Below are 22,348 nucleotides of genomic sequence, written 5' to 3' on the forward strand. Positions count from 1 at the left end.
CTGCCTTATGAGGTTAACGGGTGCGACGTCGAGCGCGCCATCTGGACAGCAGGGACTGGACTATGGGCAAGGTAACAGGGTTTCTCGAGATCGACCGGCAGGTGCACAAGTACCAGCCGGCTTCCGACCGCATCCGGCATTTTCGCGAGTTCACGCTGCCGATGTCGGACAAGGAGGTCGAGAAACAGGCCGCGCGCTGCATGGATTGCGGCATTCCGTACTGTCACGGGCCGACCGGCTGCCCGGTCCACAACCAGATCCCGGACTGGAACGACCTCGTCTACAATGGCGACTGGGACAATGCGATCCGCAACCTGCATTCGACCAATAATTTCCCGGAATTCACCGGCCGCATCTGTCCGGCGCCTTGCGAGGAAGCCTGCACGCTGAACCTCGAGGACATTCCGGTCGCCATCAAGACGATCGAGCAGGCGATCGCCGACAAGGCCTATGAAACCGGTCATATCCGGCCCTATCCGCCGGAAAGGAAAACCGGCAGGCGCGTCGCCGTCATTGGCTCGGGGCCGGCCGGCATGGCGGCCGCCCAGCAGCTTGGCCGCGCCGGCCACGACGTTCACGTCTATGAGCGCGAGAGCCGGCCGGGCGGGCTGATGCGCTACGGCATTCCCGACTTCAAGATCGAGAAGCACTATATCGACCGGCGTATCGAGCAGATGCAAGGCGAGGGCGTGAGCTTCCATTGCGGGATCAATGTCGGCGTCGACAAGCCGGTGGCGGAGCTGCTCGCCGAATATGATTCGGTGCTCTATTGCGGCGGTTCGGAAACGCCGCGCCCGGCCAACATTCCCGGCGACGATCTCGACGGCGTGCATGACGCGATGCCTTACCTGGTGCAGCAGAACAAGCGCATCGGCGGCGAGCCGATCCAATCGGTGGCGTGGCCGTCGCCGCCGATCGTCGCCGGCGGCCAGCATGTCGTCGTCGTCGGCGGCGGCGACACCGCGTCCGACTGCGTCGGCACCGCCTTCCGCCAGGGCGCCGTTCGTGTCACCCAGCTCGACATCCGGCCGCAGCCGCCGGAAAAGGAGGACAAGCTTTCGGTCTGGCCCTACTGGGCGACGAAGATGCGCACCTCGTCCTCGCAGGCGGAAGGCGCCGAGCGCGAGTTCCAGGTGGCGACGCTCGAATTCATCGGCGAGGACGGCGCGTTGACCGGCGTCAAATGCTGCGAGGTCGATGAAAAGCGCAAGCCGATCGCCGGCACGGAATTCGTCATCCGCGCGGATCTGGCCTTCATCGCTATCGGCTTTGCCGGGCCGGTCGCGGTCGGGCCGGTGTCGGAGCTGGCTGGCCAGATGAAGATCGCCATCGACAGCCGCCGCTCGAACAACGTCGAGGCCAATGATCGCGACTACAAGACCAGCGTCGAAAAGCTCTATGCAGCGGGCGATGTGCGCCGCGGTCAATCGCTGGTCGTCTGGGCGATCCGCGAGGGCCGTCAGGCAGCGCGTTCGATCGACGAGGCGCTGATGGGATCGAGCGTGCTGCCGCGCTGAGACCGTTTGGAAACTCTGCTCCCGCGGCCATCTGAGGGCGTTTTCTGCGCTTCCGGCCTTCGCCGGCCGAAGCCCTTGTGAGCGGTCGTGGCAGTTAAAGCCACGGCCGGCGTAGGCCGGTGCCCCGAGCAGGTTTAATGCATGTCGCGCAAAAGTGTGCAGCGGTTTTGCGATAACGACATGCATAAAAACAACAACCTAAAGCGCGTCACACGCGACGCGCTTTAGGGAGTGATCGCCGTGGTCGTTTCGGGCACGGCCGCCGCTGCAGGCTGCTTCCTTGGCGGCCAAGAAAAATCGTCGGCGCGGCCGGGCGAAGCAGTTGATGCCTTGCCCCCGACGACGAGTTTTTCGCCGGGCCCGTCCGCCTTTGCCGGCGCTGCGGCGCCGAGAAGTTCCGAACCGCCGTCGAGTGCCGGATCGCTGAGCAGCATCGGCACCGTGCGATCGACGGGCATGGGTGTCGGTGTCGGCGCCCCGACCGGAGCGCCGGCTGGCGCATAAGCTGCCAGTGTGCCCGGAGGCGAGGTCATTCCAAGGATCTTCAGCAAGGGTTTTTCGGCATAGAAGGCGAGCTTGCGTTTGCCGGCTTTCGACACACGGATGCCGTCGTCGGTGCGCAGGCGCACCGGCTGACCGTTGATATCAGGCCCGCTGGTGACAAAGGCGCCTTCCTCGTCGACGAAACCGTCCCAGATGTCGACGAATTCGCCGCCGTGGCTTTCGGCCGTCGAGCGGTAGATGTCGTTGAAAGCCAGCATGTCGGAGGTCATCTTCGGCGCCTTGAAGGCCGGCATGCCGACCCACAGATACGGCACCTTGGCCGATGCAATGGCCTTGCCGAACGCTTCGGTACGGCGTTCGTATTCCTTGGTCCACGCTTCGGTCCGTGGCTGTTCGCGTTCACCGTTCACGCGCATCTGCTGCCGATCGTTGGAACCCAGCATGACGATCACGGCCGCGGGCTTTTCGGTCTCGATCAGCGACTTGATCTGTTCGGGCCAGTTGTAGAAATCGTCACGCACGAAACCGGACGAACCATTGCTGCGAACGACGATCCTGACCTTATTGTTTTCGGCAAAGGCGGTGTCGAGACCTTCGGCGAGGCCGGTCGCCATGAAATCGCCGACCACCAGAACGGTGCGGGCATCCGGCGCCTTCTGGACAATGGGGGCTGCCGGCTCTGCCGGCCGGCGCGGCGCGGCACGCGACTTTCTGACTTTTGGCTTCCGTGGCCCGATCCTCTGAATCCGTCGCGGCTCAATCAGTCGCGGCGGTTCCACCCGCTCGCTTCGGCGCAGAAACAACAAGTCGCGCAGCGACCAGCCACGCCTTTGTTCTTCCTGCGCCACGGCCGGCGTGTGAAAGACGGCGGCAGTGCCGACGGCCAGGACGGCAATAGCCAGAATCAGGATCGGCACGCGACGAAGGATCACACGGATACGCGCAGCCGAAACCAATTACCGTCTCCATCCCTAAAGAGCGCCGGACTCTGATACAACCGTGCCGCCGCTCTACCTTAAGTTGAGCATCGGATTTCCTCAAAACCGGTTTGGGCCGATGCTCCAGGTCTGCCCTATGCGAAGCTAGTTCTGCCTGAGCCATTTGAGCACTTCCATGCTCGGATGTCCGTCCTGGGTCAAGCCAGCCTTCGCCTGGAAGGCCATGATGGCGGCTTTCGATCCCTCGCCGATCTTGCCGTCGAACTTGCCGTCATAGTAGCCGTACTGGGAAAGCCGTTGCTGAAGCTCCTGCCTCTCCTCGAAGGAGAGCTTCGTGAAAGGCCGCTTCCAGTCCTGCACAAGCCCACCATAACCGGCGATTTCGTCGGCAAGAAGGCCAACGGCAACCGCATATTTGTCGGCATTGTTGTAGCGCTTGATGACCGAAAAATTCTTGACCATCAGGAAAGCCGGGCCGCCGCGGCCGCCTGGCACCTTCAGCGTGGCCTTCTCCGCACTCTTGAACGGCTTGCCGTTGGCACGCGTGACACCCAGCGCTTGCCATTGCGACAACGACTTCGATCCAGCCGGGAACTTCTTTCCGTCGGGAAGGCTGACTTCATAGCCCCAGGTCTTGCCGGCCTGCCAGCCGTTCTTCCTGAGCAGATTGGCGGCCGTTGCCAATGCATCGGGAATCGAATTCCAGATGTCGCGCTTGCCGTCGCCGTCCATGTCGACCGCATAGGCCTGATAGCTGGTGGGAATGAACTGGGTATGGCCCATGGCGCCGGCCCATGAGCCGCTGAGGTGGCTTTTATCGATGTCGCCCCTTTGCAGGATCTTCAGCGCCGCGATCAACTGTGTGCGGGCGAATTTCGATCGTCTCGAATCGGCGTAGCCAAGCGTGGCCAGCGAACGCACGACATTGCGCATGACATCGTCGCGCTTGAGGATTTCGCCGTAGTTCGATTCCATCGACCAGATCGCCAGCAGGATGTGACGGTCGACGCCGTATCTTGCCTCGATCCTGTCCAGCCACGGCTTCCACTTCCTGGCCATCTGCTTGCCAACAGCGACCGACTGGTCATGGACGCGGTTGTCGAAATAGTCCCAGGCGGGCGCGGTGAATTCGGGTTGATAACGCGCTTTTTCCAGCACGACCGGGTCGGCATCGCTGATGCCCTCGAATGCGCGGTCGTAAACGGCGCCGGAAACGCCGCTCCGCACCGCGGTGGCGCGGAAGCTCGCCACCCATTGCCGGAAACCGGCGTCGGCAAAAGCCGATCCGGTGGGCATCAGCAAGGCAAGCGACAGACTGGCGGCCGCAACGATGCTGGTGAAGCGCTTTGCGGCGTCGCGAACGGACATCTTTTCCTCCTTCTTCATCACAGGAAGATCATTCATCGCCGAACCCGGTTAGCATTTAGTTTACCATAGGTGCCGTTGGGAACGAAAAGGCGGGTTGGTGCTTTACGGACTACAGATTTTTCTGACCAGCCGTTCCATAATCCCAGATTCCGGCACGAAAATGTCTTGAAGCGGGATTGCCGAACAACCTTAGAAGCGGATATTTGACAGCATGAAGAGAGTTCGCAAGGCAGTTTTCCCGGTCGCTGGCCTCGGGACGCGTTTTCTCCCGGCCACCAAGGCCATACCCAAGGAAATGCTGACCGTCGTCGACAGGCCGGTCATCCAGTATGTGGTCGACGAGGCGCGCGAAGCCGGCATCGAGCATTTCATCTTCGTGACCGGACGCAACAAGGCGGTCATCGAGGACCATTTCGACGTTCAGTTCGAACTCTATGACACGCTCGCCCAACGCGGCAAGGACGACGAGCTCGCCCGGCTGCAGCGGCTGCAACCTTCGCCAGGGCAGACCAGCTTCACCCGCCAGCAGGTGCCGCTTGGCCTTGGCCATGCCGTCTGGTGTGCCCGCGAGCTGGTCGGCGACGAGCCCTTCGCGCTGCTTTTGCCCGATATGATCATGCAGTCCGAAAAAAGCTGCATGAAGGAGATGGTCGAGCTTTATGCCGAGACCGGCAACAACATCGTCGCGGTTCAGGAATGCGACCCCGCCGAGGCCCATAAATACGGTATCGTCGGCCGCGGCGAGGATACGCATCACGGTTTCCGCATTACCGGCATGGTGGAGAAGCCGAAGACCGGCACGGCACCCTCCAACCTATACATCAACGGGCGCTACATCCTGCAGCCGGAGATATTTGGGATACTCGAAGGCCAGGAGAAGGGCGCCGGCAACGAGATACAACTCACCGACGCGATGCTGAAGCTGGAGAAGCAGCAGCCCTTCTATGGCTGCCACTACCGAGGGCGCACCTTCGATTGCGGATCGCCGGAAGGCTTTGTCGAGGCCAACGTCGCCTTCGCGCTGTGGCGCAGCGACATGAACGGGCGCATGGCGGGCGTTATCAGCAAGCTTCTCGACGAGATGAAACCGTCAGAGCAGCGGGGCGCGGCGTTCTAACCCCCGGGCTAATGCATGCGCGCAAAAGCATGCCCTCGGGCCTGAACCGAGGGTGCGCGGCTTGGTTTACGGCTGCAGCGTCACCCCGACAAAGATGCTGTGGGCGGTGTAGTCGCGGCCCTCGATGTTGCTGGTCTGTTTTTCAGTTCTGGCGCGGGTGGTCAGTCCGGCATACCGGTTCAGCCACCATGTCAGTCCGGCCTCGGCGCTCAGTATCAGATCATGGCCGTCCGACCCGACGTAGTCGCGCCAGCCCACGCCGAGAGCTGCGTTCCCGATCAGGTTGGCACGGATTTCCCGCTCGCCCGTCAGGAGGCCGGAGTAAAGGATGTCGCCGCTTTCGTCGGCGGTTGTCGTGCCCTCGACGATCGTCTCCCCGGTGAGGCCGATCGTGGTGCCGCGTTCCGGTGACCATCTGAGGTCGGCGTTCACCGTGGCGCCCGAAATAGCCGGCAGGCGGTCGTCGTCGATCGCCTCCCGCAGCCAGCCGGCCGAGAATTCGCCGGCAAGCTTCTCGCCGAGGTCGAGCTCGGCGCCGGCCCGAACGCCGAGCCGCGTCGAAGATCGCTCGAAACCATTGCTGTCGACGCGCAAATCATAGACCCGGCGGCCGATTTCGACCTCGGTGAAAGGGGTGATGGCGGGAGAAATCTCATAGCCGGTGCGCAAGATGGCGCTATAGAGCGTCGAGTCGCGGTCTTTCTGCGACAGCGTTCCGCCAGTCGAAAGCTTGGCGTCGCCATAGATGTCGTGTTCGACCGCGCCGGTTAGGGCGAAGCGCATCTTGCCGGCGTCCTTCTCGACCGCGAGGCTGCCGTCAATGGTCTGGCGCACCGGCTGCTCGACGGTGCCTTCGATGACGACCGGCGACGAAGCCGATTCCGGCGCCGCCTCGTAACCGAGCCTGGCGATAGCGCGCAGATCGTTGTCGAGGTCGACATTGAGCGTGCCATCGACACGGCCCCGCGCCTCCTGAACCTCGTCGCCCGATATCGTCTTGAGAAAGATGCCGTAGCCGTCGATGACAGCCGAATTCTCCCGCCAGTCGGAGACGGCATTGAAGCGCAGCGCCGTTTCGGACAGCAGGGCCGGTTTGCCTTCGGTGCTTGAATCGGCATTCGACGACGCCGTCAGGCCTTGCTCGAGCGTCGGCCTGATCACGAAGGAGCCGAGTTTGATGCCGGTGGCGGCGAACGGGTCGTCCTCGGCCCTCCTGTCCCGGCCTTCGATGGCTTCGGCGCGCTCGGCGCCCGGATCGAGTTGCTGCCTGTCGGCGGAATCGATGGTCACGGCACGGGAATTGATTGGGTCCGTCTCGGCGGTGTCCTCGTCATCCGTCGGGGCCGTCGTCGCGGTGGCGGCCTGTGTCTCGGCGGCTTCGTCCTGATCGGCTGCGCCTTGGGTTGTGCTCGATGGCCGGCGCGGCGGGACGGGAACGGGGGCGTCCGCAAACGGATCGTCGGTTGCTTCCGGCGGATCAAAAATGCTGCCGGTCGCGGGTGCCGCGTCGTCGTCCCGCACGGCGCCCGGGCTGGCCGGCTGATAGGTGGGCGTCGGCGCAGTGCTCTGGGTGGTTGCACCGGCCTGCGCCGTCTGATCCTGGGCGATGCTCAATTGCCTGGTTTTGCGCTGCTGGTCGTCCAGAATCGCCGATTCCGAAATCTCGCCGCGCAGCTCGGTTACCTGGGCATAGGGCTGCGCAGGCCGCAGCAAGGCGAAGACGCTGGTCGCCAGCAGCAAGGCGCAGACCGCCTTGCCGTATCGTCTTCTTTTCTTTTCAGGCGGGGCCCCGGACATCGCTACCACTGCTTGCGCGGCGCACGCGCGCCATACTTACCGAACCGTAAACGGGGATGGTTAACGGAGGGTTGAGCGGCGGTCGATCAAAGCCCACTGGATAGCTACCGGATGGCAATTCCGTTGGACAGGCGCGCAGCAAAGCGCTAATCGCATCAGCCATGCATGCGGGATCCCCAGACAAGAAGCGGCTCGATGGGCAAGCTTCGATCGCCTCGGCGCTTAGAACGGTAGCGACCGAGCAGGCCGGTGTCGCGGCGCTGGCGGCCGCGCTCGAAAACGGATTGACCGAACCGTTCGCGCGCGCCGTCGATATGGTGTCGCAGATCGCCGGCCGCGTCATTGTCACCGGCGTCGGCAAGAGCGGCCATATCGGCTCAAAGATCGCGGCGACGCTCGCCTCGACCGGCACGCCGGCTTTCTTCGTCCATTCTGCCGAAGCCAATCATGGCGACCTCGGCATGATCGCCAGGGACGACGCCATCATCGCCATCTCGTGGTCGGGCGAGAGCCGCGAGCTCAAGGGCATCATCGCCTATTCCAGGCGCTTCTCGATTCCGCTGATCGCAGTCACCGCCGGAGAGCGATCGGCGCTGGCGCGGGCGGCCGATGTGGTGCTTTTGCTGCCGCGTGCGCCGGAAGCCTGCCCGCACGGCCTGGCGCCGACGACATCGACGCTGCTGCAACTGGTGATCGGCGATGCACTGGCCATCGCGCTGCTCGAAGCGCGCGGCTTCACGCCGGATCATTTCCGCACCTTCCATCCCGGTGGGCAACTTGGCGCCAATCTGACGCAGATCCGCGAGATCATGCATGTCGGCGACAGGCTGCCGCTGGTGCCTTCCGGCACTGGAATGCACGAAGCGATCCTCGAATTGTCGCGCAAGGGGTTTGGCTGCGTGGCGATAACCGATGCGGATGGTGCGCTGATCGGCATCATCACCGACGGCGACATCAGGCGCCACATCGGCAGCAATCTTCTGGCGATGAGCGTCGATCAGGTCATGACCAAGGAGCCGAAGACGGCCGGATCGGATACACTGGTGGCGACCGCGCTGCAGACGATCAACAGTTCGACCATCTCCAGCCTGATGGTTGTCGAAGGCAGACGGCCGGTCGGACTTGTCCATCTGCACGATCTGCTGCGCATCGGCGCAGCCTGAGCTCGCCTGAGCGAATTTCGAAACTGAGAGACATCAGGCCTGTTTGAAAAGTCGCCTGCCGAGATGGTCGGATCAGTCCAGGACCGCCTCGACCGTCAGTTCCAGATTGGTGTCGGCCGCGCCCGTCACGCGCACCTGCGTGCCGGCCGGCAGGTCGGGGCCGGAGATGCGCCATAGCGTGTCGCCCAGCTTTATGCGGCCGCGGCCGTCCCTGATCGGCTCGTCCAGGGTGGCCATCCTGCCGATCATCTGTGCGCCGCGGCGGTTGAGCAGTGGCTGATCGGTGCCATCATCGCGCCCACCCACCAGTCTCTTGCCGACATAGGTTGAAACCAGCGACATCGCCAGGAAGGCGAGAACCTGGATCTGCCAGGTCCAGAAGTCCGCGTCCCAGATGAGCAGGGACACCACGCCGATCAGCAGAGCAGCGATGCCGATCCACAGCATGAATATGCCCGGTGCGATGACCTCCATCACCAGGAGGACGAAGCCGAGAACCATCCAAACCCAGGGGCCGAGTTCGGAAATGACGCGTTCAAACATGGCCTCAGGTCTCGCTGGGACGAACCACGGGCGGGCGTGCAGCTTGCCGCGTGGTGCCGGCAGTGCCCTCGCTGCCGAAGACTTCCTTGGCGATCGCGCCGATGCCGCCGAGCGTGCCGATCAATGATGAAGCTTCCATAGGCATCAGCACGACCTTGCTGTTTGTGGCGGAGCCTATCCTGGTCAGTGCTTCGGTGTATTTCAGTGCAACGAAGTAGTTGAGCGCCTGCACGTCGCCCTTGGCGATCGCTTCCGACACCACCTGCGTGGCGCGGGCCTCGGCCTCGGCCGAGCGTTCACGCGCCTCGGCGTCGCGGAAGGCGGCTTCCTTGCGGCCCTCGGCTTCCAGGATCTGTGACTGCTTGAGGCCTTCGGCGTCGAGGATCTGCGCGCGCTTGTTGCGCTCGGCCATCATCTGGCGCCCCATCGATTCGACGAGATTGGCCGGTGGATTGATGTCCTTGATCTCGACGCGGGTGATCTTGATGCCCCAGGGATGGGCCGCCTCGTCGACGACGCGCAGAAGGCGTTCGTTGATGGCGTCGCGGTTCGACAGCAGCTCGTCGAGGTCCATCGAGCCCATCACGGTACGGATGTTGGTCATCGTCAGGTTGAGGATGGCGTTCTCCAGCCCGGCGACCTGGTAGGCGGCCTGCGCCGCGTTGAGCACCTGGTAGAAGGCGACGCCGTCGACGGCGACGGTGGCGTTGTCGCGGGTGATGATCTCCTGCGTCGGGACGTCGAGCACCTGCTCCATCATGTTCAATTTGGAGCCGATGCGGTCGACGAACGGCACGATGAGGTTGAGGCCGGGGCTCAATGTCCTGGTATAACGGCCAAAGCGTTCGACGGTGTAATTGTAGCCTTGCGGGATAGTCCGGATGCCTTTGAAAAGCACGAGCACGACAAGAGCGACAAGAACAAGAAGCGCGATATCGAAACCACTGAAATCCATTTGGCTCTCCCTCAGATGCCGCCACGGAAATGTTTCAACGCAAGCGACTTCACCAAACACTTAAGTGTGTTTCAGGAACGTTACAATCAGGTGATAGTGGATAACCGGTGCATAGAAAGCCGGTTAGCGGCGCTCGATTGTATCGGCTTCACACCCAACCCGACAGTTCGCGCCGCACCATCGCCTCGATCACCGCCATGCCCTCGGCACTGTCGTTGAGGCAGGGAATATGCGCGAACTTTTCGCCGCCGGCATGATGGAAGGTCTCGGCCGCCTCCCTGCCGATCTCGTCCAGCGTCTCGATGCAGTCGACAGAAAAGCCCGGATTGACGATGGCGATCGATCTCACGCCTTCTCCGGGCAATTTCTCGACCGTCTTGTCGGTGTAAGGCTGCAGCCACTCCTGCGCGCCGAAGCGCGACTGGAACGTGGTGATCAGCTTCTTCTCACCCCAGCCGAGCTTTTCCCGCAGCAGCCGGGTCGTCTCCAGGCAATGGGCCTGATAGGGATCGCCCTTGTCGGAATAGGGTTTCGGAATGCCGTGATAGGAGGCGATGACCATTTCCGGCTCGAAATCGAGGCTCGCCAGATGGCGCTCGATCGACCGGGCAAGCGCTTCGATATAGACCGGTTCGGCATAGTAGGGCGGCACGCTGCGGATCGCCGGGGCGCGGCGCATCTTCATCAGCGCGCGAAACAACTGGTCGTTGGCGGTCGCGGTCGTGGTCGCGGAATATTGCGGATAAAGCGGAAATGTCAGAATGCGGTCGCAGCCTTGCGCGACCAGCCCTTTGGCGACGCTCTCGGTCGAAGGATTGCCGTAACGCATTGCCCAGTCGACGCTGACGCCGGGCAGGTCGCGCAGCGCCTCGGTCAGCTTTTCGCTCTGAGCGCGGGTGTAGGTGCGCAGCGGCGACTCGTCACGCTGCCGGTTCCAGATCCTGGCATAGTTGGCGCCCGACTTCTTCGGCCGCGTGGTGAGAACCAGCCCGTAGAGGATCGGATACCAGATCGCCTTGTTGAGTTCGATGACGCGCGGATCGGACAGGAATTCCCTGAGATAGCGCCACATTGGCTTGAATTCCGTGCCGTCGGGCGTGCCGAGATTAACCAGCATGACGCCGATCCTGCCCGCCCCGACCGGCGGCTGTCCTGCCGGCAGCGGGCCGAGGACCGTCGCGGCCTTGGGATCGGCAGGGTTGGAAGGCGTCATAAGGGATCTCCGGACACCGCGCGAAACTAGCGATGCCGCGCCGGTTTTCAATGCAGCGTCTGGCCGCACCTTATCTAAGCTTGGGAGGCGAAAGCAGAAAAACCCGCCCGGTTTGCCGGACGGGTTTTTCAACAATGACAGAAGAATTCAGTTTGCGGCCGGGATGGTCAAGGTTGCGCCGACGGGAAGGCGGCGCGGCTCGTAGTCCTGGTTGGCGTCGGAGATCGTTTCCCACCTGGCGCCATCGCCATAGGCCTTTTCCGCCAAATCCCAATAGGTGTCGCCGGCAACGATCACATGGCTGCTTTCGGCCGGCTTTGCCGGCTCGGCAGGCGCAGCCTCGGCAGGTGGCGGCGTTGCCGGGGCGGGTTCCGTCGGCACGGCTGGCGGTGTCGTGGCAATATCGTCCGAACCGGCCGGGGGTTCGGGCATTGCCGGCTCCGCAGTTGCGGCTGGAGCCGTTTCTGCTGGTTTTGCGGGCTCGGCCGGAGCGGGAGGCTCGGCCGGCTTCGCCGATTCCTGGGCCGTTTGCTGGGCCGGTTCCGCGGCGGCGGCCGTGATTTCGGTGATGCGGCCCTCGAGCTTCGGTGTATAGGGCCCATGCGCGCCGAGATAATCGGCGACCACCTGTTCGAGGCCCGGACCGTAATCGTAGGCGTTCTTGGCCTTGTCGGCGAACACCTTGTAGCCGTCGCCACCCTGGCGCACATAGTTGTTGGTGGCGACCAGGTAATCCTTGTCCGGATTGATCGGCGTCCACCCGCCGCCTTGCATGACCTCGACCGACTTGACGCGCCCGGCATTCGCGGCGGCCGATTTGTCGAATGAATATTTCAGGCCGGCAACCTGGGGGAAGCGGCCGGCGCCGTCCTCGATCTGGCTGAGACCGTTCTCCAGCCCGGCAACCAGATCCTTGCCGGAAATCTGGAAGGTCGCCACTGTGTTCTGGAACGGCAGCACGTTCAGCACCTCGCCCATGGTGACGGTGCCCTGGTCGATCGAAGCGCGCAGACCGCCGCCATTCGTGATGACGATCTCGACACCCTGGTCCTTGACGCGGTCGAGGACGGCATCGGAGACGAGATTGCCCATCTCGCACTCGCGGGTGCGGCAGTTCTCACGGCTGCCGTCGATCGCCTTGGTGGCCTCGGCGACCTCCTTGTTCTTCAACGCCTCGATCGGCGCGCCAAGCTCCTTGATGCGGGCAAGCACGGCGGAATCCGGCGTGATCGACTTGTCGAGGTAGATCGGGTCGCCGCTGGCCTGCTTGACGACACCGTTGTCGTCAAACACGACCTTGAACTCGCCGAGATATTTCGAATAGGACGCCGCCTGGACGACCGGCGCCTTGTAGCCGTCCGGATTGTCGACCATCGTCGGGTAGGGGCCTTCAGCCTTGGGGTCGGTGTTGGACAGCAGCGAATGGCTGTGGCCGCCAACCACCACGTCGACACCCGGGATCTTGGCGATGACGTCACGCTCGCGCTTGTAACCGATATGGGTGACCGCGATGATCTTATTGACGCCTTCTCCCTTCAGCCTCTCGATCTCTGACGTGATCAACTTGACGTCGTCCTCGATCGTGACGTTGGGGCCTGGCGAAGCGAGTTCCGGCGTGTCGTTGGTGACCGCGCCGACGACGCCGATCTTCTGGCCGCCGACCTCGATCACAACAGACGGTTTCACGCGGTCACCGAGCTTGGATTGCGCGTTGGCCTTCACATTGGCGCCGAGCACCGGAAACTTGATCATATCCAGGAACGGCGCCAGCGCGGCCTCGCCATCGTCGAACTCGTGATTGCCGACTGCCATGGCGTCGAATTTTATCTGGTTGAGGAATTCGCCTTCGGTCTTGCCCTTGTAGGTCGTGTAGAACAGCGAACCCTGGAAATTGTCGCCGGCGCTGAGCAGCAGCACGTTCTGGCCTTCCAGCTTCTTGCGCTCCTGGGCGATCGCGGTGATCAGCCGCGCCGCGCCGCCGGTGCACTCGCCCTTGGTCTCCTCTTCGGCCGAGCAGGTCGATTCATATTTGTTGTTGCTTTCGATGCGGCTGTGCCAGTCGTTGATGTGCAGGATGTTCAGCGTGTAGTCGGCAAAGGACATGCCGGTCGACAGGCCAAGCGTAGACGCCGACAGGGCGGCAATGGCGGCGATCTTCTTCATCTTCGTCTCCTGGATGACCTGTTTAACGCCCTCGCTCGACTGGAACATAACAGCCGGCTTTTCGTCCATGTTCACATCGCGTTTTAGCCGATGCAAGTGGAATCGGGCCCAGCTTTGCCGGCACAAAAGGACGGCGGCCTCAAGCCGCCGTCCTTTGCAAAAGCAGTTCAGTATGGGCTCAGGTGCGTCGCGTCAGCACAAAGTTCTGCCCGCTCACGCTGGTGCAATTAAGCTGCGAGGTGGAGATCAACAAGCAGTTGAAGCTGATCGGCGTCTCGCGGATCAGCGAAGTGCCCTGGATTTGGACCGAGGTGCCGCCGGTCATGGCGTAGCTGCCGTCGGCAAGCTTCTGGCCGGTGTCGGTGGCGACGGTCTTGAAGCTGCCGCCGGCGAAGGTCGACAGGCCCGTGCCCTGCGCGTCGATCCATGAGCCTTCGACCGGACTCCGCGTGGCCGATGGCGGTCCGCCCGGGCCGGCGGTGGTGCACGCCGCCAAGGCGGCAGCGGCCGCGATAACGCCGGCCGAAAGCAATTTGCGCGCAATCGTCATCATCAAGATCCTCTCCTCTCGCATTGGCCCGAAAATCGATGCGATTTTTCGGAAAGCACGATGCGTACACTCAAACGCCAGAGCCTACTTTGTGCGTCCAAATGGATGCACGTCGCTCCAGGCCGCCTTCCTTCAATCGCCCGATTTCCAGACGATTGCAAGGCGGTGAGACATTGCTATCGAACGAGGATGCTGAACTATCGAACGAGGATGTTGCGGAATTGCCATGGGTCGTTTTTGTCGAGGTCTTCCGGGAACAGCCCAGGGCGGTTGTCGAGCGGCGTCCAGTCGGTGTAGTAGCCCTTGATCGGCTCGAGATAGGGCGACTGCACTTCCAGGCAGCGCCTGTAGTCCATCTCGTCCGCCTCGACGATGCCGGCCTCGGGATTTTCCAGCGCCCAGACCATGCCCGCCAGCACTGCCGACGTGACCTGCATGCCCGTGGCGTTCTGATAAGGCGCCAGCTTGCGCGCTTCCGCCAGCGACAGCTGCGAGCCGTACCAATAGGCGTTCTTATCGTGGCCGTAGAGCAGCACGCCGAGTTCGTCGACACCGTCGACCAGTTCGTTTTCATCGAGCACGTGATGCACCGGTTGTGCCTTGCCGGCGGCACCGAACATTTCGTGCAGCGACAGCACGGCGTCGTTGCAGGGATGGTAGGCGTAGTGGCAGGTCGGGCGATATTGAACCTTGCCCTTCTTGCCGCGCAGGGTGAAGAAGTCGGCGATCGAGATCGACTCGTTGTGCGTCACCAGGAAGCCATATTGCGGGCCCGGCGTCGGGCACCAGCTGCGCACACGCGTGTTGGCGCCCGGCTGCTCCAGATAGATTGCGGCCTTCGAGCCATGCTTGTGCTTCTTGCCGTTCTTCGGCATCCACGTCTCATGCGTGCCCCAGCCGAGCTCGGCCGGTTGAAGCCCTTCCGAGATGAAGCCTTCGACCGACCAGGTATTCCAGAACACGTTCATCGGCTTCGGCTTCTTGGTGCGCTGTGTGTCGCGCTCGGCGATGTGGATACCCTTGACGCCGGCCTTCTTCATCAGCCTGGCCCAAGCTTCGCGATCGTGCTGCGCGGGCTCGGAGAACTCGAGGCCAAGATCGGTGGCGAGGTTGACCAGCGCCTGCTTGACGAACCACGAGACCATGCCTGGGTTGGCGCCGCAGGTGGAGATTGCGGTCGCCCCGCCGGGGTGCGCGCGCTTTTCTTCGATCATGGATTCGCGCAGCGCATAATTGGTGCGGCTGCCAGTGTCGGCCTTGGTGTCGAAATAGAAGCCGAGCCATGGCTCGACGACGGTGTCGATGTAAAGCACACCCAGCTTGCGACAGAGCCGCATCAAATCCACCGAGCCGGTGTCGACCGACAGGTTGACGCAAAAGCCCTGGCCACCGCCTTTGGTCAGCAGCGGCGTCAGCAGCTTCTTGTAGTTCTTGCTGGTCACCGCATCCTGCATGAAGGTGATGTCGCGCTCGTCGAGCAGCTTGCGGTCGGTATCGCGTGGGTCGATGACCGTCATGCGCGACTTGTCGAACTTGAAATGGCGCTCGATCAGCGGCAGCGTTCCCCGTCCGATCGAGCCGAAGCCGATCATGACGACAGGGCCGGTGATCTCACCGTAAACGGGCCAGTTTTCATTCGCCATTTTATCGATTACTCCCTCAGACAGGCTGAAAAGCCGGGCAAACAGACGCAAAGCGGAGCATTTTTTTGCCCGACCGCCACGCGCTACAACCACAGATCATTGTCATAAACCAGCGAAAAGCCGCGGGCTACGCCGCATTCGTCATGTGGTTAAGGAGGACGACCAGTCGCTGACGGTCGGCGGTCATTCCCCGATTTGGCCCTTGTAGTCGAGTTGGGCGAAGTCGGCCGCCAGCAATGGCGCGGCGAAAGATGTGGCGAGCACCAGCTCTCGTCGACGGTTCCCGATCTCGGTCACATTCCGGTGACACTCGGTAAGCGCAACAGCTTTGGTCGAGAGGCCGAACACTCTGCGCATGTCCGATCCATTCACCCTCGCGGCAGATCGTGCGAGGTCACATCGGCGATTGCCTTGCGAAGCCGGATCGTCTCGATTTTCTCGCCGGGACGCATTATGCCGATCACCGTTTCGATGTCGGGACAGCCATTTTTGCGGCATACCAGCTCCGTGACGGACACGACGACATCGTCATCGAGCCCGCAAGCCCTGCGAACCCAGACCTTGATCTGTCTGGTCTTCTCCGGAAGGGCAAGGCCGCGCGGGGCGAGTGGGTTCGCGAGACGGTTCATATCCAATCCCGTCCCGAAGACGAAGGCGGTCGGCCAGAGCAACGGGATAAAGGACGCGCGCTGTCGTCGGCCTTGCCAAACCTATGCATTCAGCGCCACCAGCGTGTCCATTTCGGCGCGGCATTTGAGGAAGCCGTCTTCAATCAGGCCTTTGGGCAGGTTGCGGCCGATAAATACCAGGCGGCTGACGCGCTTCTCCCCCGCTTTCCAGGGGCGCTGGTGGTCGCCTTCGAGCAGCATGTGGACGGCCTGAACGACAAAGCGATCTTCATCGCCCTTGAACGCCAGGATGCCTTTCATGCGCAGCATGTCGATGCCGAATTTCTGTGTGATCATCTGGATCCACGGCAAGAACTTGCGCGGATCGATCGAAGCTTCGGTGACGAGAGAGAAGCTGGTGACGTGATCGTCATGCACATGGTCGTGGCCCGCGTCGAGAAAGTCCGGCTCAACTTCAAGGACACGGTTCAGATCGAACGCGCCGCGATCCAGAACCTCGTCGAGTGGAACGTTGCAACGTATGGAATGCTTGATCGCAGCCGTCGGGTTGATCCTGCGAATGCGCGCCTCCACTGCCTTGAGTTCGGCCGGCGCCACCAGGTCGGTCTTGTTCAGGATGACGATATCGGCGAAGGCGAGTTGCTCCTGCGCCTCGTGCGCATGATCCAGTTCGCCGAGGAGATGCTTGGCATCGGCGACGGTGATGATCGCATCGAGTTTCGTCTTCTGCCTGACATCGTCGTCGACGAAGAAGGTCTGGGCGACGGGGGCGGGATCGGCAAGGCCAGTCGTCTCGATCAGGATGGCGTCGAAACGGTCCCTGCGCCGCATCAAGCTCTCAATGATCCGGATCAGGTCGCCGCGCACCGTGCAGCAGATGCAGCCGTTGTTCATCTCGAAGACTTCTTCGTCGGTATCGACGATGAGGTCGTTGTCGATGCCAATCTCGCCGAACTCGTTGACGATCACGGCGTACCGCTTGCCGTGCTGTTCGGACAGGATGCGGTTGAGCAGCGTCGTCTTGCCGGCGCCGAGGTAGCCGGTAAGAACCGTGACGGGCATTTTCTGGGCGGCTTCAAGCGGCATAGTCGTCTCCGGATGTTGGATTGCGGATTTCAGCTGGGTCAGGCGCGAGCCGATTGGATCGCCCGTAGACGGAAGGCCGGCGTCTGTTCAATGCGCGCAAGCCTCGCATAGACCCGAAAGCTCCACCGTGGCCGAGTTGGTTTGGAAGCCCTGCCGTCGGGCAATCCGGCGCAGCACCCGCTCCAATGCCGGGTCATGAACCTCACTTGCCCGTCCGCAATTCGCGCAGATTGCAAAGGCGGCGCGCCCATGGGTGCCGCATTCGCTGTGGACGCAGAGCGCAAACGCGCTCAGGCTCTCGATCCGGTGAACCAGGCCCTGCTCGACGAGCCGATCCAGAGCGCGATAGATCTGTAGCGGTGAGCGGAGCCCTTCCTGGCGAAGAAGTCCAAGCAGTTCATAGGCCCCCATCGGCCTCTCGGAGCGCGTCAGCGCGTCGAGTACCAGCTGCTGGTTGCGTCCAGGCATCCGCTGTTCCCTCGTGTTCCAGGCAGTTTTGAGCACAATGGCGGGCATCAGTTATAGTATAACATTTTGGATTGACGAGCGTGATAACATAACATAACGGATCGTCAAGAGCGGGGCTCACTTTGATGGCTCCCGCGGAGATGGATCGAATGGCTGCCTGCGTGATCTTTCAAGACCTGACGCTTCAAATCCTGACGCCGGGCCACAACAGCGCGCCTCGATGGGATCATACGGCCCGGCGATCATTTGTCGGCGGGCACGATCCCACATTGCCTTCTATCTCTGCCGGGACGCGCGGCTGCTCGCGACGCGTCCGGCGCATCTCCCCCCCGAACCGCTTGAACAAAGGAGTCGATCGAATGTCCAGGACGCTAAAACTCGCCGCCGTGATAGGCGCTATAACATCGATGCCAATCGCTGCGTCGGTGGCCGCTGCCGAGAACCTCAGGGGTGTCGCCAGTTTCTCGATCATCGCCGATTTCGCGAAGAATGTCGGCGGCGATCGTGTCGACATCGTCACGCTGGTCGGCCCGAATGGTGACGCCCATGTCTACGAACCAAAGCCGGCCGACGCGGCAACCGTCGGTTCGGCCGACGTGGTGCTGGTCAACGGCCTCCAGTTCGAGGGCTTCCTCCAGCGTCTCGTCGAGGCGAGCGCCACGAAGGCGCCGATCGTGGAATTGACCAAAGGCGGCGAGGTGTTGCGCAAGACCGAGGAAGAAGGTCACCACGATCAGGATAAACCCGCCGAGGGCGGGGAAAAACACGCCGCGGCGGAAGAGGGCCATGAGGAAGGGCACCATCATCACGGCGAGTCCGATCCCCATGCATGGCAGTCCGTGCACAATGCCGAACTCTATGTGAAGAACATCGCCGACGCCTTCTGTGCCGCCGATGCAGCCGGCTGCGACACTTATCGGGCCAATGCCGAATCATACGGCCAGCAGCTCGAGGCACTGGAAGCGGAGATCAAAGCTGCCGTAGCTGAGATCCCCGAGGACAAGCGCACGATCATCACCTCCCACGACGCCTATGGCTATTTCGAACACGAATACGGCATAAAATTCCTGGCACCGGAGGGCGTCTCCACCGAATCCGAGGCGTCAGCCTCCGACGTCGCGGCCCTGATCAAACAGATCAGGCAAGACAGGGCTTCGGCAATCTTCGTGGAGAACGTCACCAATCCGCGCCTGATCGAGCAGATCGCCAGCGAGACGGGCCTGAAAGTCGGCGGTGAGCTCTACTCCGACGCCCTGTCGGATAAGAACGGTCCGGCTGCGACCTATCTCGAGATGATGCGGCACAACATCACGACGATCAAAGGCGCGATCCTCGGAAGCTGACCGCCAGCCCTGTGATGGAAAGGCGGAGCAATCCGCCTCTTCGTCGATCACAACGAGTTATGTAATAACATTCAAGGAGAATACCGTGAGGACAAATTGGGCGTCAGCCACGGCCATCGCGCTGCTTGTGTCCCTATCAACAAGTGCTGCCCACGCCGAGGAGGTGACCGCATGGCGCCTCTTCATCTCGGATCACGCGGACCCGAAGGTGACCGTAGTCGATGCGATCGATGGCGAAAAGCTCGACACGCTTGAGATCAAAGGGCCGGCGTCGCTCCATCGCAGCAAAAGCGGCAGGACCGTGTTTGCCGTGCAGGGCTCGGCCGGCGTCGTTGCCGGGATCGTGAGCGGCATTTCCTTCGAGGACCACGGCGAGCACGGCGACATCGAGGTCGAAGCGCCAAAACTTGCCGGCATCGAGATCACAGGCAAGAAGCCGTCGCATTTCGTCGAGCATGACGGGGACTTCGCCGTTTTTTTCGACGGCGAGGGTGTCGCCCGCATCATCGCCGAGAAGTCGGTCCTGGAAGGCAAGCCGGATTTCAGCGAAGTGAAGACGGACGCGCCGCAGCACGGCGTCGCAGTCGACTATGGCTCCCATGTCCTGCTGTCGGAGCCGAACAGGGAAAAGCCGGACGAACTCCCGGTCGGCATCAGGGTCGCTGACAAGGCCGGCGCGCCGATCGGCGGCAGCCACGCCTGCCCAGACCTCCACGGCGAGGCGTCTTCCGGCAATATTCTGGCTTTCGCCTGCGCGACCGGCCTGCTTGTCGTCAGCCATGGCGACGGCAGTCCGGCGATCCGTCATCTGCCCTATGCCGACAGCCTGCCGGATGGCAAAACCACGACGCTGATCGGCGGCAGAGGCCTGCAATATTTCCTCGGCAACTACGGCGCCGACAAGGTGGTGCTGATCGATCCGACGATCGAGAGCGACGCATTCCGGCTGATCAACCTTCCGACGCGCCGCGTGCATTTCGCGGTCGACCCCGTTCGTGCCAAGTTCGCCTACGTCTTCACCGAGGACGGCCAGCTTCACCAGCTCGACGTGGTGAAGGGGGAGATCGCAAACTCGCTCAAGCTGACCGCCCCCTATTCGATGGACGGTCACTGGAGCGATCCGAGGCCGCGTGTCGCGGTCGCTGGCGACAAGATCGTGGTCACTGACCCACTGCAAGGCGTGCTGCATCTCGTTGACGCGGCGTCGTTCGAGAAAACCGGCGACATTGCCGTCGAAGGCAAGCCCTTCGACATCGTTTCCGTCGGCGGCTCCGGTCAGACCCACGGAGGCGAATAGTCGCTCCTCCCAAGCGGCTGCCGCGCGTCCGGCCCATTCCTTCTCGGGCCGGACGCATCTTCTCCAACTCGCAAGGGAAACCATGCTCGAGACGCAGCAATGGGCGCGTCGTCCGGCACCGATTGCGTTTCAGCCCAGCCGCGCCGGGATCAATCCGCGCAGTGAATTGCCGACGAACAGCGCTTTGGCCGACTTCAGATCATCCAGGCTGTAGATTGCCTCGCGGGCGCGGCCTTCGTCCAGCAATTCGCCGCGCAATACGCCAGGCAGCAAGCCGCAATCGAGCCGCGGTGTTGCCAACGCGCCGTCGCCGAAATCGGCGAAGAGATTGGTGATCGTGCCCTCACAGATTTCGCCGCGCTCGTTGGCCAGCAGAACCTCGTCGGCCCGACTGATCAGATATTCGGCGCGCGCCCGCTGATAGATGTCCCGGCGGCTTGTCTTGTGGCGCAGCAGCGTGTCGCTTGAATCAAGCCGCACCCGCGCCAGCTGCAGCCTCCAGAGCTTGTCGGCTGCGTGCGGCTCATAAGGCAGCGCCGAGACCGTCACCTTGCCGCTGCGCGACAGGACCAGGCGTGTGCGCAAGGCTATGTCCGGCCGGTCGACGGCGTTCCTGAGCATCTCGCCGACCTTCTGCGGATCGCAGGCAAAACCCAGTTCGGCCGCCGAGCCATAAAGGCGTGCCAAATGGCGGTCGAAACGGAGGAAGCCCTGGCCCGGCTGCCAGCGCATGGTTTCGATCAGCTCGAAATCGGCGGTGTTCCCGTCGCGTAGCGCGCTTTCAGCAGGCACTCCTGATACTCCTCCTCGGCCGTCGAATCGAAGACGACGCCGCCGCCGACATTGTAGACGGCCTCGCCGCTGGAAAAGAGCGATATGGTGCGGATGGCCACCGAAAAGCGCATCGTGCCGCCGGGCGCGATCCAGCCAATGGCGCCGCAATAGACGTCGCGCGGCGTGGCTTCCAGATCGTGCAGGATTTCCATGGCGCGGATTTTCGGGGCGCCGGTGATCGATCCGCATGGAAACAGCGCAGCGAAGATCCGGCGGATGGTGAGGTCGGGCAACAGCTTGGCCCGCACGCGGCTCACCATCTGGTGGACGGTCGGGTAGCTCTCGATGCGAAAAAGCTCCGGCACCTCCAGCGTGCCGACTTCGCTGATCAGCGAAATGTCGTTGCGCAGGAGATCGACGATCATCCGGTTCTCAGCCTGGTTCTTCTCGTCATTGAGCAAGAACGTCTTCAGCCGCTTGTCCTCCGCCTTGGTCGCGCCGCGCGGGGCGGTGCCCTTCATCGGATGCGTCTCGATCATGCCTGCGGCGTCGATCTCGAAGAACAGTTCCGGCGAACGCGACAAGACGACCGGATCGCCGAGCGCGATCAGCGCGCCGTATTTCACCGGCTGGCGCTCCGTCAGCGCGTCGAAGGCGGCCAGCGGATCGCCCGACCACTGCGCATGAACCGGAAAGGTCAGATTGCCCTGATAGCAATCACCCTTGCGAATGTGATTGTGGAGTCGCGCAAAGCGTTTTGCGTAGTCTTCCGAAGTCCAGGCGGCCCTGGCGTTGAAGATCGGGCCGTTGGTCGACGGCGCGTTGCCGGGCACAACCGGCTGTTCGACAGGCGCGTCGAAGATCCCCAGGCAGACAAGCGGGGCGCGGCGTCCGCCCGGCAGCAGCGGAACGAGCTTCGGCTCGAGCAGGTAGCCGGCCTCGTAGGAGAAATAGCCGGCCAGCCATTTGCCGGCGTCATGCGCGGCCTGCGCAATGTCCAGCGCCGGCAGGAAATCCTCCGCCTCATGCGCCACGATGATATCCGTCGGCCGGTCGAAGACGAGCTGATGTGCGCGCTCGTCATTTCGAAAAATTGCAGAGGGCAGGGGCATGGGACTCGGATGCTGCGATCGATGACGCCAGCTATCGCTCTATATGGCGGCTCGATCGCGCGCAATCGAGAGACCGGCGTCTCAAGACGCAAACGCAGCTTGTGCAAAAGCAAAACCGGCGGCACCTCGCGGGCGTCGCCGGTCCCTTATGTGCTCGATGCCGGCAGG

General features: G+C 62.5%; 20 protein-coding genes. 5 read left to right on the forward strand and 15 right to left on the reverse strand.

Annotation, left to right across the window (positions count from 1 at the left end):
* The first annotated feature begins 62 nt into the window (after positions 1 to 62).
* A complete protein-coding gene (locus AC0L15_RS05555; RefSeq protein WP_287246090.1) occupies positions 63 to 1,517 on the forward strand; it encodes a glutamate synthase subunit beta in 1,455 nt (484 codons plus the stop codon).
* Positions 1,518 to 1,741: 224 nt separating this feature from the next.
* Here AC0L15_RS05555 and AC0L15_RS05560 read toward each other — a convergent pair whose 3' ends face one another.
* Positions 1,742 to 2,977: an SGNH/GDSL hydrolase family protein gene (locus AC0L15_RS05560; RefSeq protein ID WP_287246091.1), complete on the reverse strand. Its 1,236-nt coding sequence runs from the start codon at positions 2,975 to 2,977 to the stop codon at positions 1,742 to 1,744.
* Positions 2,978 to 3,103: 126 nt separating this feature from the next.
* On the reverse strand, positions 3,104 to 4,327 hold the full coding sequence (locus AC0L15_RS05565; protein ID WP_287064662.1) for a lytic murein transglycosylase: 1,224 nt from the start codon (positions 4,325 to 4,327) through the stop codon (positions 3,104 to 3,106).
* 211 nt (positions 4,328 to 4,538) lie between these two features.
* On the opposite strand from AC0L15_RS05565, the gene galU reads away from it, so the two are divergent.
* Entirely contained in the window at positions 4,539 to 5,444 is a 906-nt protein-coding gene (gene galU, locus AC0L15_RS05570; RefSeq protein ID WP_023798070.1) for a UTP--glucose-1-phosphate uridylyltransferase GalU, read from the forward strand.
* 66 nt (positions 5,445 to 5,510) lie between these two features.
* Here galU and AC0L15_RS05575 read toward each other — a convergent pair whose 3' ends face one another.
* Positions 5,511 to 7,241 carry an outer membrane beta-barrel protein gene (locus tag AC0L15_RS05575; RefSeq protein WP_287246093.1) on the reverse strand — a complete coding sequence of 577 codons (1,731 nt, stop codon included), beginning with the start codon at positions 7,239 to 7,241 and terminating at the stop codon, positions 5,511 to 5,513.
* Between the two features lie 161 nt (positions 7,242 to 7,402).
* Between AC0L15_RS05575 and AC0L15_RS05580 the strand changes: the two genes are divergently transcribed.
* Entirely contained in the window at positions 7,403 to 8,404 is a 1,002-nt protein-coding gene (locus tag AC0L15_RS05580) for a KpsF/GutQ family sugar-phosphate isomerase (RefSeq protein WP_287064659.1), read from the forward strand.
* A gap of 72 nt (positions 8,405 to 8,476) precedes the next feature.
* Here AC0L15_RS05580 and AC0L15_RS05585 read toward each other — a convergent pair whose 3' ends face one another.
* From AC0L15_RS05585 to AC0L15_RS05630, 10 genes are all read right to left on the reverse strand, one after another.
* Positions 8,477 to 8,947, reverse strand: a complete 471-nt coding sequence (locus tag AC0L15_RS05585; RefSeq protein WP_287246095.1) for an NfeD family protein — start codon at positions 8,945 to 8,947, stop codon at positions 8,477 to 8,479.
* 4 nt (positions 8,948 to 8,951) lie between these two features.
* The gene (locus AC0L15_RS05590; RefSeq protein WP_027153246.1) at positions 8,952 to 9,902 is read right to left on the reverse strand and encodes an SPFH domain-containing protein; all 951 of its coding nucleotides are present in this window, start codon (positions 9,900 to 9,902) and stop codon (positions 8,952 to 8,954) included.
* A gap of 148 nt (positions 9,903 to 10,050) precedes the next feature.
* A complete protein-coding gene (gene hemH, locus AC0L15_RS05595) occupies positions 10,051 to 11,115 on the reverse strand; it encodes a ferrochelatase (RefSeq protein ID WP_287064657.1) in 1,065 nt (354 codons plus the stop codon).
* A gap of 147 nt (positions 11,116 to 11,262) precedes the next feature.
* Positions 11,263 to 13,278: a bifunctional metallophosphatase/5'-nucleotidase gene (locus tag AC0L15_RS05600; RefSeq protein ID WP_287246591.1), complete on the reverse strand. Its 2,016-nt coding sequence runs from the start codon at positions 13,276 to 13,278 to the stop codon at positions 11,263 to 11,265.
* A gap of 178 nt (positions 13,279 to 13,456) precedes the next feature.
* Positions 13,457 to 13,828 carry an outer membrane lipoprotein Omp10 gene (omp10, locus tag AC0L15_RS05605; protein ID WP_287064676.1) on the reverse strand — a complete coding sequence of 124 codons (372 nt, stop codon included), beginning with the start codon at positions 13,826 to 13,828 and terminating at the stop codon, positions 13,457 to 13,459.
* A 197-nt stretch (positions 13,829 to 14,025) separates the two neighbouring features.
* Entirely contained in the window at positions 14,026 to 15,471 is a 1,446-nt protein-coding gene (locus AC0L15_RS05610; protein WP_287064656.1) for a homospermidine synthase, read from the reverse strand.
* A gap of 183 nt (positions 15,472 to 15,654) precedes the next feature.
* Positions 15,655 to 15,828, reverse strand: coding sequence for a hypothetical protein (locus AC0L15_RS05615; protein ID WP_287246097.1), 174 nt, complete (start codon positions 15,826 to 15,828; stop codon positions 15,655 to 15,657).
* Positions 15,829 to 15,839: 11 nt separating this feature from the next.
* A complete protein-coding gene (locus AC0L15_RS05620; RefSeq protein WP_287064654.1) occupies positions 15,840 to 16,100 on the reverse strand; it encodes a nitrate reductase in 261 nt (86 codons plus the stop codon).
* Between the two features lie 81 nt (positions 16,101 to 16,181).
* Positions 16,182 to 17,186 (reverse strand): CobW family GTP-binding protein, encoded by a 1,005-nt coding sequence (locus AC0L15_RS05625; protein ID WP_287064653.1) that lies wholly within the window; start codon positions 17,184 to 17,186, stop codon positions 16,182 to 16,184.
* An 87-nt stretch (positions 17,187 to 17,273) separates the two neighbouring features.
* Positions 17,274 to 17,702 carry a Fur family transcriptional regulator gene (locus AC0L15_RS05630; RefSeq protein WP_287183001.1) on the reverse strand — a complete coding sequence of 143 codons (429 nt, stop codon included), beginning with the start codon at positions 17,700 to 17,702 and terminating at the stop codon, positions 17,274 to 17,276.
* A 311-nt stretch (positions 17,703 to 18,013) separates the two neighbouring features.
* On the opposite strand from AC0L15_RS05630, the gene aztC reads away from it, so the two are divergent.
* Both aztC and aztD read left to right on the forward strand, forming a co-directional pair.
* A complete protein-coding gene (aztC, locus tag AC0L15_RS05635; RefSeq protein ID WP_287064652.1) occupies positions 18,014 to 18,997 on the forward strand; it encodes a zinc ABC transporter substrate-binding protein AztC in 984 nt (327 codons plus the stop codon).
* An 85-nt stretch (positions 18,998 to 19,082) separates the two neighbouring features.
* Positions 19,083 to 20,294 (forward strand): zinc metallochaperone AztD, encoded by a 1,212-nt coding sequence (gene aztD / locus AC0L15_RS05640; RefSeq protein WP_473495988.1) that lies wholly within the window; start codon positions 19,083 to 19,085, stop codon positions 20,292 to 20,294.
* A 129-nt stretch (positions 20,295 to 20,423) separates the two neighbouring features.
* Here the strand turns inward: aztD and AC0L15_RS05645 are convergent, their stop codons facing one another.
* Both AC0L15_RS05645 and AC0L15_RS05650 read right to left on the reverse strand, forming a co-directional pair.
* Positions 20,424 to 21,086 (reverse strand): aminotransferase class IV family protein, encoded by a 663-nt coding sequence (locus AC0L15_RS05645; protein ID WP_236389443.1) that lies wholly within the window; start codon positions 21,084 to 21,086, stop codon positions 20,424 to 20,426.
* Complete coding sequence (locus tag AC0L15_RS05650; RefSeq protein ID WP_128183473.1) at positions 21,035 to 22,180, reverse strand: aminodeoxychorismate synthase component I; 1,146 nt, start codon at positions 22,178 to 22,180, stop codon at positions 21,035 to 21,037. The genes AC0L15_RS05645 and AC0L15_RS05650 overlap by 52 nt, the downstream gene beginning before the upstream one ends.
* Between the last annotated feature and the right edge of the window lie 168 nt (positions 22,181 to 22,348).

It is taken from the genome of Mesorhizobium sp. WSM4846 (assembly GCF_055811415.1).